At 73.9% G+C, this 17,820-nt stretch carries 13 protein-coding genes; 9 read left to right on the top strand and 4 right to left on the bottom strand.

Going from position 1 to position 17,820, the window contains the following annotated elements; translation table 11 throughout:
* The first annotated feature begins 26 nt into the window (after nt 1-26).
* From iolB to ACIG3E_RS08490, 4 genes are all read left to right on the top strand, one after another.
* Entirely contained in the window at nt 27-830 is an 804-nt protein-coding gene (gene iolB, locus ACIG3E_RS08505; protein ID WP_399612905.1) for a 5-deoxy-glucuronate isomerase, read from the top strand.
* On the top strand, nt 827-2,704 hold the full coding sequence (gene iolD / locus ACIG3E_RS08500; protein WP_399612902.1) for a 3D-(3,5/4)-trihydroxycyclohexane-1,2-dione acylhydrolase (decyclizing): 1,878 nt from the start codon (nt 827-829) through the stop codon (nt 2,702-2,704). The genes iolB and iolD overlap by 4 nt, the downstream gene beginning before the upstream one ends.
* 22 nt (nt 2,705-2,726) lie before the next feature.
* Nucleotides 2,727-4,229 carry a CoA-acylating methylmalonate-semialdehyde dehydrogenase gene (mmsA, locus tag ACIG3E_RS08495; protein ID WP_399613515.1) on the top strand — a complete coding sequence of 501 codons (1,503 nt, stop codon included), beginning with the start codon at nt 2,727-2,729 and terminating at the stop codon, nt 4,227-4,229.
* Between the two features lie 321 nt (nt 4,230-4,550).
* Nucleotides 4,551-5,966 (top strand): APC family permease, encoded by a 1,416-nt coding sequence (locus ACIG3E_RS08490; RefSeq protein ID WP_399612898.1) that lies wholly within the window; start codon nt 4,551-4,553, stop codon nt 5,964-5,966.
* A gap of 199 nt (nt 5,967-6,165) precedes the next feature.
* Here the strand turns inward: ACIG3E_RS08490 and ACIG3E_RS08485 are convergent, their stop codons facing one another.
* Entirely contained in the window at nt 6,166-7,347 is a 1,182-nt protein-coding gene (locus ACIG3E_RS08485; RefSeq protein WP_399612895.1) for a pyridoxal-phosphate dependent enzyme, read from the bottom strand.
* A 160-nt stretch (nt 7,348-7,507) separates the two neighbouring features.
* Between ACIG3E_RS08485 and ACIG3E_RS08480 the strand changes: the two genes are divergently transcribed.
* Both ACIG3E_RS08480 and ACIG3E_RS08475 read left to right on the top strand, forming a co-directional pair.
* Complete coding sequence (locus tag ACIG3E_RS08480) at nt 7,508-10,204, top strand: alpha/beta fold hydrolase (RefSeq protein ID WP_399612893.1); 2,697 nt, start codon at nt 7,508-7,510, stop codon at nt 10,202-10,204.
* Nucleotides 10,205-10,320: 116 nt separating this feature from the next.
* Nucleotides 10,321-11,208 (top strand): ABC transporter permease, encoded by an 888-nt coding sequence (locus ACIG3E_RS08475; protein ID WP_399613513.1) that lies wholly within the window; start codon nt 10,321-10,323, stop codon nt 11,206-11,208.
* A 36-nt stretch (nt 11,209-11,244) separates the two neighbouring features.
* Here ACIG3E_RS08475 and ACIG3E_RS08470 read toward each other — a convergent pair whose 3' ends face one another.
* Together ACIG3E_RS08470 and ACIG3E_RS08465 are read right to left on the bottom strand one after the other, a co-directional pair.
* A complete protein-coding gene (locus ACIG3E_RS08470; RefSeq protein ID WP_399612891.1) occupies nt 11,245-12,909 on the bottom strand; it encodes a hypothetical protein in 1,665 nt (554 codons plus the stop codon).
* A gap of 234 nt (nt 12,910-13,143) precedes the next feature.
* On the bottom strand, nt 13,144-13,617 hold the full coding sequence (locus ACIG3E_RS08465; protein WP_399612887.1) for an SCP2 sterol-binding domain-containing protein: 474 nt from the start codon (nt 13,615-13,617) through the stop codon (nt 13,144-13,146).
* A gap of 130 nt (nt 13,618-13,747) precedes the next feature.
* On the opposite strand from ACIG3E_RS08465, the gene ACIG3E_RS08460 reads away from it, so the two are divergent.
* Nucleotides 13,748-14,404 (top strand): TetR/AcrR family transcriptional regulator, encoded by a 657-nt coding sequence (locus ACIG3E_RS08460; RefSeq protein WP_399613511.1) that lies wholly within the window; start codon nt 13,748-13,750, stop codon nt 14,402-14,404.
* Nucleotides 14,405-14,602: 198 nt separating this feature from the next.
* Nucleotides 14,603-16,522: an AMP-dependent synthetase/ligase gene (locus ACIG3E_RS08455; protein WP_399612884.1), complete on the top strand. Its 1,920-nt coding sequence runs from the start codon at nt 14,603-14,605 to the stop codon at nt 16,520-16,522.
* Between the two features lie 3 nt (nt 16,523-16,525).
* Here ACIG3E_RS08455 and ACIG3E_RS08450 read toward each other — a convergent pair whose 3' ends face one another.
* Complete coding sequence (locus ACIG3E_RS08450; RefSeq protein ID WP_399612882.1) at nt 16,526-17,011, bottom strand: MarR family winged helix-turn-helix transcriptional regulator; 486 nt, start codon at nt 17,009-17,011, stop codon at nt 16,526-16,528.
* A 110-nt stretch (nt 17,012-17,121) separates the two neighbouring features.
* Here ACIG3E_RS08450 and ACIG3E_RS08445 point away from each other — a divergent pair, with 110 nt between their 5' ends.
* Nucleotides 17,122-17,484 carry an HGxxPAAW family protein gene (locus ACIG3E_RS08445; RefSeq protein ID WP_399612879.1) on the top strand — a complete coding sequence of 121 codons (363 nt, stop codon included), beginning with the start codon at nt 17,122-17,124 and terminating at the stop codon, nt 17,482-17,484.
* Nucleotides 17,485-17,820: the final 336 nt, after the last annotated feature.

The following is a 17,820-nucleotide window of genomic DNA, read 5'->3' as shown; positions in this document are numbered from 1 at the left end:
ACGTACGCATCCGACAGGAGATCCGCATGACGTACGTACCGAAGGGAAGCGCGGTCGAGGGCCCGTACGCCCTCGCCGTCGATCCCGCGCGCGCGGGCTGGGTGTACTCCAGTTTGCGCGTGGTCGAACTGCCGCCCGGCGGGTTGCACTCCTTCGCCACCGGGGAGAGTGAATGGATCGTGCTCCCGCTGACGGGCGGCTGTACGGTGCACGCGGAGGGCGAGATCATCGAACTCCTGGGCCGGGAGAGCGTGTTCAGCGGAGCGAGTGACTTCGCTTACGTTCCCCGCGATACCCGCATCCAGATCGCCTCCGGCGTGGGAGGCCGCTTCGCCCTGGCAGGAGCGAAGTGCGAGCGCCGACTCCCCGCCCGCTACGGCCCCGCGCCGGAGGTCCCCGTCGAGCACCGCGGCAGCGGCACCTGTGCCCGCCAGGTGCGCAACTTCGCCGCCGCGGACACGTTCGCCTGCGACCGGCTGATCGCCGTGGAGGTCGTCACGCCCGGCGGCAACTGGTCCTCGTACCCGCCGCACAAGCACGACGAGCACCGCCCCGGCGTCGAGGCCGAGCTCGAGGAGATCTACTACTTCGAGATCGACGGCGACTCCGGCTTCGGCTACCAGCGGGTCTTCCCCTCCCGCGAGGGCGGCACCGACGTGCTCGCCGAGGTGCGCTCGGGCGACGCGGTCCTCGTGCCCGACGGCTGGCACGGCCCGTCCATCGCCCAGCCGGGCCACGCCATGTACTACCTGAACGTCATGGCGGGCCCCGGCGACGAGCGGGAATGGAAGATCTGCTTCCACCCTGACCACACGGAGGGATACCGATGAGCGGCACGGTCCGGCTCACCACCGCCCAGGCCCTGGTGCGCTTCCTGGCCCGGCAGTTCACCGAGCGGGACGGCGTCCAGCGGCGCCTCATCGGCGCGACCTGGGGCATCTTCGGCCACGGCAACGTCGCCGGGCTCGGCCAGGCCCTGGTGGAGCACGGCGACGAGATGCCCTTCCACCAGGGGCGCAACGAGCAGGCCATGGTGCACGCGGCCGTCGGCCACGCCCGGCAGTCGGGCCGCCTGACGACCCACGCCGTCACCACGTCCATCGGCCCCGGCGCCACCAACCTCGTCACGGGCGCCGCGCTCGCGACCATCAACCACCTGCCGGTCCTGCTGCTGCCCGGTGACGTCTTCGCGACCCGCCCGGCCGACCCGGTGCTCCAGCAGCTCGAAGTGCCGTACGCGGGCGACGTGTCCGTGAACGACTGTCTGCGCCCGGTGTCGGCGTACTTCGACCGCGTCACCCGGCCCGAGGCGCTGATCCCCGCCGCGCTCCAGGCGATGCGGGTGCTCACCGACCCGGTCGCCACGGGCGCGGTGACGCTCGCGCTGCCCCAGGACGTGCAGGCGGAGGCCTTCGACTGGCCGGCGGACTTCTTCGCCGAGCGCGTCTGGCCGGTGCGCCGCCAGGCCCCCGACCCCGCGGAGGTCCAGGCCGCGGCGCGGGCCGTGCGCGCCGCCGCGCGGCCCCTGCTCGTCGCGGGCGGGGGAGTGCACCACAGCGCGGCCGAGGACGCGCTGCGCGCCTTCGCCGACGCCACCGGCATCCCGGTGGCGTCCACCCAGGCGGGCAAGGGCTCCCTGCGCCACGACCACCCGGCGGACGTCGGCGGCATCGGCCACACCGGCACCGCCACCGCCGACGAACTCGCCCGCGGCGCCGATCTGGTGATCGGCGTCGGCACCCGCTACACCGACTTCACCACCGCGTCCGGCACGCTCTTCGCCGCCGACGGCGTGCGCTTCGTGAACCTCAACGTGGCGCCGTTCGACGCCCACAAGATGGCGGGCGCCACGGTGGTCGCGGACGCCCGCGCGGGCCTGGAGGCGCTGACCGCGGCGCTCGCGGGCCACCGCGTCGATTCCGCGTACGTGGCGTCGTACACGGCGGGCAAGCAGCGCTGGGAGCGGCGCGTCGACGCCGCCTACGCGGCCGACGAACCGGCCGCGCGCCCCACCCAGGCCCAGGTCCTCGGCCTGCTCGACGCGCTCGTCACCGACGAGGACGTCGTCATCAACGCGGCGGGCTCGCTCCCCGGCGACCTGCACAAGCTGTGGCGGGCCCGCGCGCCGCGCCAGTACCACGTCGAGTACGGCTACTCCTGCATGGGCTACGAGATCCCGGCGGCGATCGGCGTGTCCCTGGCCGCGCCCGAGCGGCCCGTGTGGGCGCTGGTCGGCGACGGCACGTATCTGATGATGCCCACCGAGATCGTCACGGCGGTGCAGGAGGACATCCCCATCAAGGTCGTCATCCTGCAGAACCACGGCTATGCCTCCATCGGCGGCCTCTCGGAGTCCGTCGGCGGCGAGCGCTTCGGCACCGACTACCGCTACCGGGCGCCCGACGGCACGTACACCGGCGGCCCGCTGCCCGTGGACCTCGCGGCCAACGCGGCCTCGCTGGGGCTGCCCGTGACGCGGGCGAGGACCGTGGCCGAGCTGCGCGCGGCCCTGCGCGAAGCGCGCGAAGCGGACGGCCCCACATGTGTCTACGTGGAGACGGAAACGGCAGACACAGTGTCGGGCCCGCCCCCGGCGCAGGCGTGGTGGGATGTGCCCGTGGCCGAGATCGCGACCCGCCCGTCGGCGGTCAAGGCCCGTGAGGAGTACGACCGGCACGTGTCCGCCCGGCGCCGCCAGCTGTGAAGGGATTCCTGGCATGACCAGCATGACGAAGACCGTCGACCACTGGATCGGTGGCAAGAGCGTCGAGGGGACCTCCGGCACGTACGGCCCGGTCACCGATCCGGCGACCGGCGCCGTGACCACCCGGGTCGCCTTCGCGAGCGTGGACGAGGTGGACGCGGCGGTGGCCGCCGCCAAGGCCGCGTACGCGACCTGGGGCCAGTCCTCGCTGGCGCAGCGCACCTCCGTGCTCTTCAAGTTCCGCGCGCTGCTCGACGCGCACCGCGACGAGATCGCCGAGCTGATCACCGCCGAGCACGGCAAGGTGCACGCGGACGCGCTCGGCGAGGTCGCGCGCGGCCTGGAGGTCGTCGACCTGGCGTGCGGCATCAACGTGCAGCTCAAGGGCGAGTTGTCCACGCAGGTCGCCAGCCGTGTGGACGTCGCCTCGATCCGCCAGCCGCTGGGCGTCGTCGCGGGCATCACGCCCTTCAACTTCCCGGCGATGGTGCCGATGTGGATGTTCCCGCTCGCCATCGCGTGCGGCAACACCTTCGTCCTGAAGCCCAGCGAGAAGGACCCGTCGGCCGCGATGCGCGTGGCCGAGCTGCTCGCCGAGGCGGGCCTGCCGGACGGCGTGTTCAACGTGGTGCACGGTGACAAGGTGGCCGTGGACCGGCTCCTTGAGCACCCGGACGTGGCGGCGGTGTCCTTCGTGGGCTCGACCCCGATCGCCCGCTACATCCACACCACGGCCTCCGCGAACGGCAAGCGCGTGCAGGCCCTCGGCGGCGCCAAGAACCACATGCTGGTCCTGCCGGACGCCGACCTGGACGCGGCGGCCGACGCCGCCGTCTCGGCCGCGTACGGCTCCGCGGGCGAGCGCTGCATGGCCATCTCGGCCGTCGTCGCGGTCGGTTCGGTCGGCGACGAGCTCGTCGCGAAGATCAAGGAGCGCGCCGAGAAGATCAAGATCGGCCCGGGCAACGACCCGGCCTCCGAGATGGGCCCGCTCATCACGGCCGCGCACCGCGACAAGGTGGCCTCGTACGTGACGGGCGCCGCCGCGCAGGGCTGCGAGGTCGTCCTGGACGGCACCGGCTACACCGTGCCGGGCCACGAGGGCGGCCACTGGATCGGCCTGTCGCTGCTCGACCGGGTGCCGGTCACGGCGGACGCGTACCAGGACGAGATCTTCGGCCCGGTCCTGTGCGTGCTGCGCGTCGACACCTACGAGGAGGGCCTGGCGCTCATCAACGCCTCGCCGTTCGGCAACGGCACGGCGATCTTCACCCGGGACGGCGGCGCCGCGCGCCGCTTCCAGCTGGAGGTCGAGGCGGGCATGGTCGGCGTGAACGTGCCGATCCCGGTGCCGGTGGGCTACCACTCCTTCGGCGGCTGGAAGGACTCCCTCTTCGGCGACCACCACATCTACGGCAACGACGGCACGCACTTCTACACCCGCGGCAAGGTCGTCACCACCCGCTGGCCGGATCCCTCGGACGCCCCGGCGGGCGTGGACCTGGGGTTCCCGCGCAATCACTGACAGCTCCACCCCACTGAACGAAGCCGTCCGCCCTGCGGACGGCTTCGTTCCTTTTTTCGCCGATCACCTGCGGTTCCCGCACGGAGGGGATGAATGGGGCGAGAAAGGCGTGGGCGAAATTCCACCTTGCTATCAAAGGTAAACAAGGCAAACATCTAGCTAATTGCCACCTATGGTCGCCAACATCTGCGATTCATTGGCCAGTTGAAGATCGTCAGGGCTGCGGATTCCGTAGGCAACCGGCCATTGACGTTTTCCTGACGCGGGGATTCCATGACGCTCTGCCGCCCCCCTCTGGTACGAGCCGATCGGAATCGCCGCATGACCGAAACGCTGCACACGCCGCCGCAGTCCGCGGCCGTCCCCGCGGCGGCGGAAGCCCCCGGGACCCCGGCTGCTCCCCGCAAGCTGAAGCGGTCCATCGGCGTCGTCGGCGGCACCCTGCTCACGCTGTCCTGCGTGACGCCCGCGTCCACGCTGTTCGTGGTCGTGCCCGACCTGTTCTCCTCGCTCGGCACCGCCACCACCCTCACCATCGCGATCGGCGCGCTGCTCTGCGTCGGCGTCGCCTTCTGCTACTCCGAGCTCGGCACGCTGATCCCCAGCGCGGGCGGCGAGTACGCGATGGTCTCCACGATGGCCGGACGGCTCGCGGGCTGGCTCGTGTTCGTGCTCTCGCTGCTCGTCGTGATGATCGTGCCGCCCGTGATCGCCATGGGCACGGCCGACTACCTCGCGCCCCTGGTCAAGATCGAACCCGCCTACGCGGGCGCGGGCGTCATGCTCCTCGCCACCCTCGCGGGCCTGCTCGACCTGCGGGCCAACGCCTGGATCACCGGGATCTTCCTGGTCCTCGAAGTGGTCGCGGCCGCCGTCGTGGCCGTCCTCGGCTTCGCCCACGCCGAGCGCGGCGCGGGCAGCCTCGTCGACCTCAGCGTGGCCAGCGGCTCCGGAGACGGCACCAAGACCGTCACCGCGATGCTGATCGTCTCCGGGCTCGCCATCGCGCTCTTCGTCACCCAGGGCTTCTCCACGGCCGTCTACCTCTCCGAGGAGATGGAGAACCCGCGCCGCAACGTGGCCCGCACCGTGCTGCTCACCCTCGGCATCTCGGCGGTCGTCCTGCTCGTGCCCGTCGCCGCGATCACCCTGGGCGCGCCGGACCTGGCCGCCCTCACCGGCGGCGACATCGGCGCGATGGTCACCGCCTGGTCCAGCTCCGGCGTCGGCACCTTCATCAGCCTCTGCGTGGCCCTCGCCATCATCAACGCGGGCATCGTCATGGTCATCCAGAACTCCCGCGTCCTGTTCGCCTCCGCGCGCGACAAGGCCTGGCCCGAGCCCGTCAACGCGGTCCTGTCCCGGCTCGGCGGCCGCTTCGGCTCCCCGTGGGTCGCCACCCTCCTGGTCGGCGTCCCCGGCGCCGCGCTCTGCTTCGTGAACCTCGACACCCTGTACGGCGTCACCGGCGTGTCCGTGACCGGCATGTACCTGCTCGTCGCGGTGGCGGCCCTGCTCGCCCGCCGGGGCGGCCACGGCGCCGCCCCGGCCTGGCGGATGCCGCTGTGGCCCGGGATCCCGCTGGCGCTCATCGCGGTCCTCGCGTACGTACTCAGCCAGCAGGAGGCCCGGTACCTCCTGTGGACCGGCGGCATCGTGGCCGTCGCGACGGTGTACTGGGCCTGCTACCTGCGGCCGAGGGCGGCCACGCGCTGGCTGGTGACGGTGCCGGAGTAGCCCTCGCGGGGCGCCCCTGACCCGCCCCTTCCCGCTTCCTGGGGGCTCCGCCCCCAGACCCCCGCTCCTCAAACGCCGGAGGGGCTACAAGTAGCCCGTCCGGCGTTTGAGGACGAGGCGCGAAGCGCCGATAAGGGGGTCCAAGGGGGCGGAGCCCCCTTGTTCGGGAAGGGGCGGGTCTGGGGCGCCCCCGCGAGGGCTAAAGGCCCAGCCAGTCCTCCGCGGCCACCGCGGCAGGCTTCGCCAGGAGGTCCCGGTCCTTGAACCCGCTGGACGTGGAGACGCACACCACGGGCCCCTCCCCGCCCGGGCAGAGCTGCCGCAGGCCCGCGAGTCCCGCCGCCGCGGACACCTCCGCCCACACCCCGCCCCGCGCCAGCTCCGCCCGCGCGGCCACCAGCTCCTCGTCGGTCACGAGCAGCGCCGCGCCCCCGCTCTCGCGCAGCGCGAGCACGCCCCGGTAGCCGCCCACCGGGCAGTCGATGGCGTACGCGGCGGTGTCCCCGACGGGGACGTGCGCGGCGGGCACCCCGTCGCGCACGGCGGCCGCGAGGGGCCCGCCGACGGCGGGCTCGCAGGAATACAGGCGCGGCACCCGCTCCCCGTACCCGAGCCGCACCAGCTCGGCGAACCCCTTCCAGACGCCGAACAGCATCTCCCCGTACCCGGTCGGCACGAACACCGCGCGCGGGAGGGCGCCGAGCTCGTCGTGGATCTCGTAGGCGATCGTCTTGTAGCCCTCGGGCCCGAACCCGTGCCCGGTGTGCGCGGCGGACGTGAGGTTGCTGACGGGGTGGTACCCGGTCCGCTCGACGATGCGGCGCAGCAGCGGCCACCGCTCGTCGGTGGGCACGTGCAGCACGGTGGCGCCGTACGCGCGCAGGAACGCGTCGACGGCGGGCGGCGCGTCCGGCGAGGTGAGGACCGTGCACGGAAGACCGGCCCGGGCGGCGTACGCGGCCGCCGACGCGCCGTGGTTGCCGGAGGAGGCGACGACGACACCGGGGGCGCCGACGCTGACGGCCGCGCTCACCGTGATCCGGTTGAGCCGGTCCTTGTGGCTCCAGGTCGGATTGCGGGACTCGTCCTTGATCCACACGCCGTCCTCCAGGGGGAGCAGCGGGGTGCCGCCCTCGGCGAGGGAGGGGGCGCGCAGCGGCGGGAGGAGCGGCGCCCAGCGCTCGTGCCCGCGCGGCCGCGCGGCGGCGGCTCCGGGCGCGAAGAAGCCGTCGGGGACCTGGTCGTAGGCGTAGTCGACCTCTACGGGGTACGCGATGTCGTCGGTACTCGTGACCGGACAGCCCGCCGTGAGCGGCGGCCAGAGCGGGAAGCGGACGGAAGGGTCACCCAGGGAACGCTGGCCGATGGCAAGGGAGGTCATGGGTCAGCAGCGTAGGTGCCCCTGACATCCGGTGCGGGGCGCCGGGGGCCTCCGTACCGCGGCGGACGTACGGGGGCGGCGGATCGTACTCCCCGGGGAGACAGCGGGGTTCCGACCGGCGGCCGCATCGGTTGTCGGTGACCGCCCGTACCGTTGACGCATGGATCTACGACTGCCCCGGGCCAGAGCCTGGAAGGCGGCGCTGCGCGCGCCGCGGCGGACGGCCGCCGCCGCGGCGGCGGTTGTGGTGCTCGCGGGCGCGGGCACGTGGACGGCGCTCGCGTCCGACGAGGCACCCGCCGTGCGCCGCACGGACCAGACGCTCGCCATGGGCCGGGGCCAGGGGCAGGAGGTGCGGATCGACACCTCGTACTTCACCGCGGGCGACCCGGGCACCAAGCGCCCCGCGGTGCTCGTCGGGCACGGCTTCGGCGGCAGCAAGGACGACGTGCGCGAGCAGGCCGAGCGCCTGGCCCGCGACGGGTACGCGGTCCTGACGTGGTCCGCGCGCGGCTTCGGCAGGTCCACCGGGCGCATCGGGCTCAACGACCCCAAGGGCGAGGTCGCCGACGTGTCGCGGCTCGTCGACTGGCTGGCGAAGCGGCCCGAGGTCCGCCTCGACAAGGACGGCGACCCGCGCGTGGGCGTCACGGGCGCCTCGTACGGGGGCGCGGTGTCGCTGCTCGCGGCCGGGCACGACGACCGGATCGACGCCATCGCCCCGCTGATGACGTACTGGAACCTGGCGGACGCGCTGTTCCCCAAGGACGTCTTCAAGAAGCAGTGGGCCGGGATGTTCCTGAGCGCGGGCGGCGGCTGCGACAAGTTCGAGCCGAAGCTGTGCGCGATGTACGAGCGCGTGGCGGTCGCGGGCAAGCCCGACGCGCGGGCGCGCGAACTGCTCGCGGGGCGCAGCCCGGCCGCCGTCGGCGACCGCGTCAAGGTGCCCGCCCTGATCGTGCAGGGCCAGCGGGACTCGCTGTTCCCGCTCGACCAGGCCGACGCGATGGCCAAGGCGATCCGCGGCAACCACGCGCCCGTAGCGGTCGACTGGACGGCGGGCGGCCACGACGGCGGCGACCAGGAGACCGACCGGGTCGCGGGCCGGGTCACGCGGTGGTTCGACCGCTACCTCAAGGACGACAAGGGCGCCGACACGGGCCCCGCCTTCCGCGTCACCCGCACCGGCGGCATCGACTCCACGGACGGCGCGGCGACGCTGCGCGGCGCGAGCGCCGACCGCTACCCGGGGCTCGGCGGCGGGCTGCGCGAGGTCCCGCTCGCCGGGCGCCCGCAGACCTTCGACAACCCCGCGGGCGCCGCGCCGCCCGCCGTCTCCGGACTGCCGGGCCTCGGCGGCGCGGGCGGCGGGGGCGACGGCCTGAGCCGTCTGTCCTCGCTGGGCGTCGGCGTCTCCCTGGACATCCCCGGGCAGTACGCCGCGTTCGAGTCGAAGCCGCTCACCGAGGACCTGCGGATCACCGGCGCCCCCGCCGTGCGGGTGCGGGTGAAGTCCGACAGCGCGGACACGGTCCTCTTCGGCAAGGTCTACGACGTGGGGCCCGGCGGCGGCCAGCAGGTGCTGCCCGCGCAGCTCGTCGCCCCGGTGCGGATCGGCGGCGCCGTGGATGGCAGGACCCTGGACCTGCGGCTGCCCGCCGTCGACCACGAGCTGAAGAAGGGCCACCGGCTGCGCCTGGTGTTCGCCGCCACCGACCTGGGCTACGCCTCACCGGCCGAACCGGCCGCGTACACGGTGGCGTTGAAGAGCGGCCTGAAGGTCCCGACGGCCCCCGGCGTGGACACGGCCGCGGCCCCGCTGCCCGCCTGGGTGTGGTGGCTGCCGCTGGTCGGCGCGGCCGTGGCGGCCGCCCTGCTCCTGGTCGGCCGCAGGCGCGTGACGGCGCCCGCGCCCGACCCGGACCTCGCCGACGTGCCCCTCCAGATCACCGGCCTGAGCAAGCGGTACGCGAAGTCCACCGAGCGGTACGCGGTCCGCGAGCTGTCCTTCCGCGTCGAGAAGGGCCAGGTCCTCGGCCTCCTCGGGCCGAACGGCGCGGGCAAGACCACCACCCTGCGCATGCTGATGGGCCTCATCCGCCCCGACGCGGGCGAGATCCGCGTCTTCGGCCAGGCGATCCGGCCGGGCGCGCCGGTCCTGTCCCGCGTCGGCGCGTTCGTGGAGGGCGCCGGGTTCCTGCCCCACCTGTCGGGCCGGGAGAACCTGGAGCTGTACTGGCGTGCCACCGGCCGCCCCGCCGGGGACGCGTACCTGGACGAGGCCTTGGAGATCGCGGGGCTCGGCGACGCCCTCGCCCGCGCCGTGCGCACGTACTCCCAGGGCATGCGCCAGCGCCTCGCCATCGCCCAGGCCATGCTGGGCCTGCCGGACCTGCTGATCCTGGACGAGCCGACGAACGGCCTCGACCCGCCCCAGATCCGCGAGATGCGCGAGGTGATGATCCGGTACGCGGCGGGCGGCCGCACGGTCATCGTCTCCAGCCACCTCCTCGCCGAGGTCGAGCAGTCCTGCACGCATCTGGTCGTCATGGACCGGGGCCGCCTCGTGCAGGCGGGCCCGGTCGACGAGATCGTCGGCGCCGGGGACACGCTCCTGGTGGGCCTCGCGGCGGACATCCCCGACCCGCTGGTCGAGAAGGTGGCCTCGCTCCCGGGCGTGGCCTCGGCGGCCCGCACCGAGGGCGGGCTGCTGGTGCGGCTCGACGGCGGCCCGGCGGCCACGGGGGCGGCCCTCCTGCCCGAACTGGTCCGCCTGGAGGTGCCCGTGGAGGCGCTCGGCCCGCACCGGCGCCTGGAAGACGCGTTCTTGACCCTGATCGGAGGAGGTGCGGCGTGACGGCCCCACAGGACACGACGGCGGCCCCGGACGGGCCCCGGGCCGCGGCGGCGACCGGGGGACCCCGGGAGACCGGCACGGCGGCGACCGACGGCCCCCGGGAGACCGGTACGGCGGTGGCCGACGGCCCCCAGGACACCGGCGCGGCCCAGGACACCGGCGCGGCCACCGCGCCCGGCTACCGCCCGGGCCGCACGCTGCCGCTGCGCGTCGAGGCCGTCCGCCAGCTCAAGCGGCGGCGCACGCTCGTCATGGGCGGCGTCCTCGCCCTGCTGCCCCTCGTGCTGCTCCTCGCGTTCGCGATCGCCGGTTCGCCGGGCGGCCGCAACGACCGGGTGACGCTGATGGACACGGCCACGGCCTCGGGCGTGAACTTCGCGGCGACGTGCCTGTTCGTGTCGGCCGGGTTCCTGCTCGTCATCCCCGTCGCGCTGTTCTGCGGGGACACCGTGGCCTCCGAGGCGGGCTGGTCGAGCCTGCGCTATCTGCTCGCGGCGCCCGTGCCCCGGGCCCGCCTTCTGTGGTCCAAGCTGGCGGTGGGGCTCGGCCTGAGCGCCGCCGCGATCGCGCTGCTGCCGGTGGTGGCGCTCGTCGTCGGCACGATGGCGTACGGCTGGGGGCCGCTGGAGATCCCGACCGGCGGCGTCCTGGAGCCCGGCACGGCCGCGCGGCGCCTCGCCGTCGTCGTGGTGTACGTCTTCGCGTCCCAGCTGGTCACGGCAGGCCTCGCGTTCTGGCTCTCCACGAGGACGGACGCGCCCCTCGGCGCCGTCGGCGGCGCGGTCGGCCTGACCATCGCGGGGAACGTCCTGGACGCGGTGACCGCGCTCGGCGGCTGGCGCGACTTCCTGCCCGCGCACTGGCAGTTCGCCTGGGCGGACGTCTTCCAGCCCACCCCGGAGTGGTCGGGCATGCTCCAGGGCACCGCCGTCTCGGTGACGTACGCGCTGGTGCTCTTCGCCCTCGCGTTCCGCGGGTTCGCGCACAAGGACGTGGTGTCCTAGGGCCTGCCCGATGGGTCGGCACGGCGTCGCGGAGCCCTAGCGCCTGCCCGCCCCGCACAGCTCGCGTTCCGCCCGCACCGGATCGTTCGGGAAGCGGAACGCGGTGCGCTCCACGGCGCCGCCGACGTTGCGCAGGAAGCGCCCCGCCGTGAGGGGCTCCCGGGTGGCCGCGCGGAGTTCGGCCAGCGGGCCGCAGGCCAGGGCGCGGCGGGCGGCGGCCACGCGTGCCGGGTCCATGCCGGGCGGCAGGTCGCCGGTGCCCCGGTCGGCGACGATCCACTCGTCGGGGAGCCGCTTGTCGTGGCCCACGCGCGCGTGGGCGATGCGCTCGGAGTGGGCGGCCAGCGGGTAGGCGAGCCCGATGGGGTCGAGCGCCGCGCCGTCGAGGGGGACGACGGTGCCGTTGAGCCCGAGCGTCGCGTACGCGCCGGACACGGAGGGCGCCGCGCCCTCGACGCGGGTGCGGGCCAGGAACAGCGTGGGCGCCCCGGTGTGCGCGGCGTCCCGCACCTCACGCGCGTACGCCGCGTTGCCCCGGAACCCGGCGAAGGTGTGCCGCAGGGGGTGCGCGGCCGCGTTCTGCCGCACGTACACGCCGCGCTCGTCCGCGATGCCGCGCGGCCCGATCAGCCCCTCGTACGGAACGCGCAGCGACGCCGCGCACACCAGCGCCCAGGCCCCGACGCCGACCGTCGTGAGGGTCCACGCGCGCGTGGCGGGCACCACGAACACCGGCAGGACCAGCAGGAGGAGCCCCGGCAGGAACATCCGCGCGTGCATGAAGTCCCCGCCGACCTTGATGACGTACGCCCAGCACAGGACCCCCGCGACGACGGGCGCGAGCGCGGGCACCCAGGGCACCGCGCGCCCCGGCCGTCCGCCGCGCCGCGCGGGCAGTACGGCGGCCAGGACGAACAGGGCGGGCAGCCACAGCAGATACGGCCCGGCGAAGTCGGCGAGGTAGGCGGCCCCGCGCCCCCACAGGCTGGACGAGGCCTCCTTGGTGACGCCGGGCAGCGGCATGAGGTGTCCGTAGTAGCCCATCCGGAAGACCTCGTAGGCGACGGGCAGCACGCCCGCGGCTGCCGCCCCGGCGAGCGCGGCGCGGCGCGAGGGGCGCGCGCTCAGCCACTGCGCGCCGAGGAACACGGCGGACACCAGGGCGAGATCGGGCCGTACCAGCGGACCGAGCCCGAGGACGAACGCGGTGGCCAGCGCGCGCGGACGGGTCACGAGCAGCAGCCAGGCGCCCGCGAGCCAGCACGTGGCGAGCCCCGTCTCCAGGCCGGAGGTGGCGAAGTCCCACACGGGCGGCAGCGCGAGCGGCACCAGGGCGCCGAGCGGCAGGAGGGGGCCGCCGGACGCCCCCGTGTGCAGGCGTGCCGCGCCCCACGCGGCGAGTGCGAACCCGGCCGCCGTGAGCAGCAGCCCGCCGTACACCGCGGCCGCCACCACGTCGGCCCCCGGCAGCCCCGCGAGGACGAGCAGCCACTGCCACAGCGTGCCCGTCGAGGACTCGGCCCGCTCGCCCACGTTGAACACAGGACCGTGCCCCGCGAGCACCTGCCGGACCGTCCGGACGTAGATGTGCCCGTCGTCGGACATCCAGCGCCGCTGGTACCCGGCCCAGACGACGGCGAGCGCGGGCAGCAGACACACGACGACCCGGAAGGGCTGCCGGGACCGGAGGGGAGGGTGCATGGCTGTCATGCACGGTACTTCGGCGCAGGTCAGCGAGGCCTTGAACGGGATGGATCTCTAGCCCGTCCGGCGTTTGAGGACGAGGCGCGGAGCGCCGATGACGGGGGGTCCGGGGGGCGGAGCCCTCTGGTTTCGGGAAGGGGCGGGCCTGGGGCGCACCCGCGAGGCCCCGGCCCCCGCGAGGCCCCGGCCCCCGCGAGGCCCCGGCCCCGTCCCCGGCGAGGACCCCGCGACTCACGCCTTGGGGATGTCGAAGTACCGGGTGAGCCCCGCGGCCAGCGCCACGTCCCCCACGACCTTGAGCTTGCGGGTCATGAACAGCGTGACGGGCTGCGCGTTGCCGGACACCAGCTTCAGGAACTCCGCGTCGCCCATCACCAGCGTGACCCGCGGCTCCGCCGCCGAGCGCCCCTCGCGCACCACGCACGCGCCCTCCGCGATGTCCGTCTCGTACACCGCGTCCCCGACGCCCCCGCTCCCCGTGACCTGCCACCGGATCAGCGCCTTCAGGGAACCCGCGGCCTCCGGCCTGAACTGCTGCTCCATGCGCGTGAACACCTCCCGCAGGACGCGGGCGCGCAGCGGGCCGTCCGTGGCGATCTCGGTGAGCTCCTTGCCGGAGAGGCCCTTGACGATCCGCGCGAACTCCGTGGGTGTGACACTGGCGAAGTCGAGCCCCGCGATCTCCCCGGCCTTGTCCGTCCCCAACGCAAGCTCCTTACCACGAAGTAAACTTACTGGGAGGTAAGGTAAAGCCGGGGCGAGGAGGCTGACAAGGGTGGGTGGCACGCCACAGGAGCGCAGGCGGCGCGTTCCGCGCAAGGAGCGCGAGCAGCAGATGATCGACGTGGCGGTCCAGGTCTTCGCCAAGCGGGGCTACCACGCCGCGTCGGTCGACGAGATCGCCGAACTGGCCGGGATCTCCAAGCCGATGGTGTACCTCTACCTCGACTCCAAGGAAGGCCTGTTCCTGGCCTGTCTGCGGCGGGAGGCCGACCGGTTGGTCGCGGCGTTCCAGGGGGCGGCCCGGGAGGCGGCCGCGAGCGGTCCCGCCGACGCACGGGACCGAGGCGCGCGGCCGGGCGCGACGAAGCCCCAGGGCGCCCCCGAAGTGCGCCTGTACGCCGGGCTCCTGGCCTTCTTCTCCTTCGTCGCCGAGCACCGCGACAGCTGGGTGGTGCTCCACCGCCAGGCGTCGGAGCTGAGCGAGGCCATCGCGGCCGCCGTCGCCGACGCGCGCCGCGCGGTGATGGCGCAGGTCGCGGAGCTCGTCCGGGCGGGCATCGAGGAGAGCGCGACCCCCTCGCAACTCACCGAAAGGGACGCCGATTTCGTGGCCCACGCCCTCGTCGGCGCCGCCGACTCACTCACCGACTGGATGGCCCGCAACCCGGACCAGTCACCGGAGGGCGTCACCCTGCGCCTGATGAACATGGTCTGGGTCGGGATGGGCCGGGTCCTGGAGGGGGAGATCTGGACCCCGGCCCGCGAGTGAGGCCCGCGCCGCCGCCACGCTCCTGCCCGGACTTCTGCGCGACCCATTGAAATCTCCCTACGCGCCGGTAAGTTGACCGCAAGGCAAGTACGCGCGCGCCCGTACAGCACGCAGCCGTACCGCGCGCACCCGCACCACGGACCACCACGGACACGTACCCGCACGTACCCGCACCACGGACACGTACCGGGAGCCGTCATGGGCGTACGCAAGGACTTGAAGAAGGCGCGGCGCCACCCCGGTCTCGCCGGGCGTGCCGAGGTCGAGCTCGTCCGGGACGGGCACGGCGTGGTGCGCGAGGCCCGCGCCCCCGCCCTAGTCCCGGAGGCCACGCACGGCAGCACGGCCGACATCCCCTTCACCAACGCGGCCGAGGCCCCCGACGCCGTGGTGCTGCGCCGCAAGGAGGCGGGCCGGTGGCGGCCCGTGACGGCCGCGGCCTTCGCCCGCGAGGTCACCGCGGCCGCGAAGGGCCTGATCGCGACGGGGCTCGCACCGGGCGGCAGGGTGGCCCTGATGTCCCGTACGCGCTACGAGTGGGCGGTGCTCGACTTCGCCGTCTGGGCGGCGGGCGGCCAGACCGTGCCCGTCTACCCGACGTCGTCGGCCGCGCAGATCGAGTGGATCGTACGGGACTCCGGCGCGAGCCTGCTCTTCGCCGAGACCCCGGCGAACGCGGCGACGGCACGGGACGCCGTCGCGGGCCACGACGCGCCCCTGACCGTCCGGACGATCGACGACGGCGCGGTCCTCGAACTCGCCGAACGCGGCCAGGAGGTGAGCGACGAGGAGGTCGCCAAGCGGCGCGCGGCGCTCACCCCCGACACCATCGCCACCATCTGCTACACCTCCGGCACCACGGGGCGCCCCAAGGGCTGCGTCCTCACCCACGGCAACCTGCACGCCGAGGCGGCCAACACCGTCGACCTGCTGTACCCGGTGTTCAAAGCGATCACCGGCCAGCGGGCCGCCACGCTGCTCTTCCTGCCGCTCGCCCACATCCTGGGCCGTAGCATTCAGATCGCCTGCATGCTCGCCCGCATCGAACTCGGCCACTGTCCGAGCATCAAGCCGGACGAACTGCGGCCCGAACTGCGCGCGTTCCGGCCGACGTTCGTCGTCGGCGTGCCGTACCTCTTCGAGAAGATCCACGACACCGGGCGCGCGACCGCCGAACGCATCGGCCGGGGCGCCTCCTTCGACCGCGCGGAGCGGATCGGCGTGCGCTTCGCGGAGGCGTATCTGAACAGGTTCCTCGGCACCGGACCCGGCCCCTCCGTCGGGCTCTACCTCGGCTGGGCGCTGTACGACCTGCTCGTCTACCGGCGCATCCGCAAGGAGGTCGGCGGCCGTCTGCGCTACGCCATCAGCGGCGGCTCCCCGCTCGACCGACAGCTCAACCTGTTCTTCTACGCCGCCGGAATCGTCATCTACGAAGGCTACGGACTCACCGAGACCACCGCGGCCGCCACGATCATCCCGCCGCTGCGGCCGCGCCCCGGAACCGTCGGCCTGCCGGTGCCCGGCACGGCGGTGCGCATCGCGGACGACGGCGAGGTGCTCATCAAGGGAGGCATCGTCTTCACCTCGTACTGGAACGACCGGGACGCCACCGACGCCGTCCTCACCGGCGACTGGTTCGCCACCGGCGACCTGGGCGCCCTCGACGAGGACGGCTATCTCACCATCACCGGCCGCAAGAAGGACATCATCGTCACCAGTGGCGGCAAGAACGTCTCGCCCGCCGTCCTGGAGGACCGGCTGCGCGGCCGCGCCCTGGTCGGCCAGTGCCTCGTCGTCGGCGACAACCGCTCCTACGTCGGCGCGCTCATCACCCTCGACCCGGAGGCCGTGGCGCACTGGCTGGCCGTCCGCAAGCGCCCCGCGGACACGCCACCGGCCGAGCTGCGCCGCGACCCGGAGCTCCTCGCGGACCTCCAGAAGGCCGTGGACCACGCCAACGAAGCGGTGTCGCGCGCCGAGTCCATCCGCCGCTTCGCGGTCGTGGAAGGGGAGTTCAGCGAGGAGAACGGCCTGCTCACCCCGTCGCTGAAGATCAAGCGACGGGCCGTGGAGCAGGCGTACGCGCAGGAGATCGAGGCGCTCTACCGGGGCTGAGCGTCAGGGCGCGTCCGGCTCCTCGCACGACTCCTCCAGATAGGTGCGCGCGACGGCGCTCGCCCGCGCGGACCAGGCGGCGATCACGGCGATCTCGTCGGGCGTGAAGTCGTCGAACAGCGCCATCAGGCGTGCGTAGTACGGCTCGTAGATCTCCCGCACGCGCGCGGACGCGGCCGGTACGGCGACGACGCGCACCCGGCGCCGGTCGGCGGGGTCGGGGCACCGGGTCACGAACCCGCCGCGCTCCAGGCGGTTGAGGATGCCCGTCACCGCGCCCGTCGTGACGTGCGCGCGCGTGGCCAGTTCGCCCGCGGTGACCGCGTCGTCCCCGGCCTGGAGGACGTACGCGAAGCAGATCAGGTCCGTGACGGACAGGCCGAGGTTCCGTGCGAACTCCTGCTGCCCGACGACGCTCGTCGCGACGAGGTCGTCCACCGCGGCGACCACGTCCTGCGCGGACGCGCTGGGGCGACGCTTGCCCTCCATTGAAATCCCTTAGTACGTAAGATAAATTACTTACTCGCTAAGGCATCTTACGTCTGGTGCCGGGGGCGCGGCCAGGCCGTGCCCCCGCGGGCACGGGGAGGGCGCGACACGTGAGTACACATGACGACGGCCACACGATCGCCGGCTGGACCGGCTGCGCGGTCGGCACGGTGGGGGCGCTGATCGCGGGAGTGGGCATCACCGGCTGGCGCCCCGGCATCTGGCTGGGGCTCGGCGTGATGGCCCTCGCGGTGTTCGTCACCTGGTTCCTGCACCTGGCGGGCTGGGGCAAGGGACCGGGCCCGAGACCGCCGTCCCAGCGGCCCATGAGGCTACGCGACAGCACGGCGCGCGCGGGACACCCGGGCTGCGTCGGCTGCCGCCTGGCGGGCCGCCGGGGGATGGCTCCCGGAGCGACGGTGGCGCCTTCCCGGCGGGAGAGCGGGGACGAGGTGGCGCACCCGGTCGCGTGACGGGGCCTCGGCCTGGTGGCTGCGCTGGTGGGGGCGCATTCGTGTTGCGGGGCCCGGCCTGGTGGCCGTGCTGGTGGGGGTGCATTCATGTTGCGGGGCCTCGGCCCGGTGGCCCCGCGCTGGTGGGGGCGCATTCATGCCTCGGGGCCCGGCCCAATGGGCGCGCTGGTGAGAGCGCATTCATGCTGCGGGGCTCCGGCCCGGTGACCGCGCCGGTGAGGGCCCGTTCATGTCGCAGGGCCTCGGCCCGGTGGCTGCGCTGGTGGGGGTGCATTCATGCCGCGGAGCCCGGCCCGGTGGCCGCCCCGGTGAGTACGCGTACTCATGCCGGGGGCG

Origin of the sequence: Streptomyces sp. NPDC053474 (assembly GCF_044544845.1) — a bacterium.
In the GTDB taxonomy this organism is placed as follows: Bacteria; Actinomycetota; Actinomycetes; order Streptomycetales; family Streptomycetaceae; genus Streptomyces.
Note: the sequence above shows the minus strand (reverse complement) of the source record. Positions and strands in the feature narration are given on the sequence as shown.

What these genes read in the sequence shown, in the direction of transcription:
- ACIG3E_RS08460 (WP_399613511.1), top strand. Translation starts at nt 13,748, where the DNA reads ATGATCGACGTGGCGGTCCAGGTCTTCGCCAAGCGGGGCTACCACGCC.
- ACIG3E_RS08485 (WP_399612895.1), bottom strand. Translation starts at nt 7,347, where the DNA reads ATGACCTCCCTTGCCATCGGCCAGCGTTCCCTGGGTGACCCTTCCGTC.
- iolB (WP_399612905.1), top strand. Translation starts at nt 27, where the DNA reads ATGACGTACGTACCGAAGGGAAGCGCGGTCGAGGGCCCGTACGCCCTC.
- mmsA (WP_399613515.1), top strand. Translation starts at nt 2,727, where the DNA reads ATGACGAAGACCGTCGACCACTGGATCGGTGGCAAGAGCGTCGAGGGG.
- ACIG3E_RS08455 (WP_399612884.1), top strand. Translation starts at nt 14,603, where the DNA reads ATGGGCGTACGCAAGGACTTGAAGAAGGCGCGGCGCCACCCCGGTCTC.
- ACIG3E_RS08480 (WP_399612893.1), top strand. Translation starts at nt 7,508, where the DNA reads ATGGATCTACGACTGCCCCGGGCCAGAGCCTGGAAGGCGGCGCTGCGC.
- ACIG3E_RS08450 (WP_399612882.1), bottom strand. Translation starts at nt 17,011, where the DNA reads ATGGAGGGCAAGCGTCGCCCCAGCGCGTCCGCGCAGGACGTGGTCGCC.
- iolD (WP_399612902.1), top strand. Translation starts at nt 827, where the DNA reads ATGAGCGGCACGGTCCGGCTCACCACCGCCCAGGCCCTGGTGCGCTTC.
- ACIG3E_RS08470 (WP_399612891.1), bottom strand. Translation starts at nt 12,909, where the DNA reads ATGCACCCTCCCCTCCGGTCCCGGCAGCCCTTCCGGGTCGTCGTGTGT.
- ACIG3E_RS08490 (WP_399612898.1), top strand. Translation starts at nt 4,551, where the DNA reads ATGACCGAAACGCTGCACACGCCGCCGCAGTCCGCGGCCGTCCCCGCG.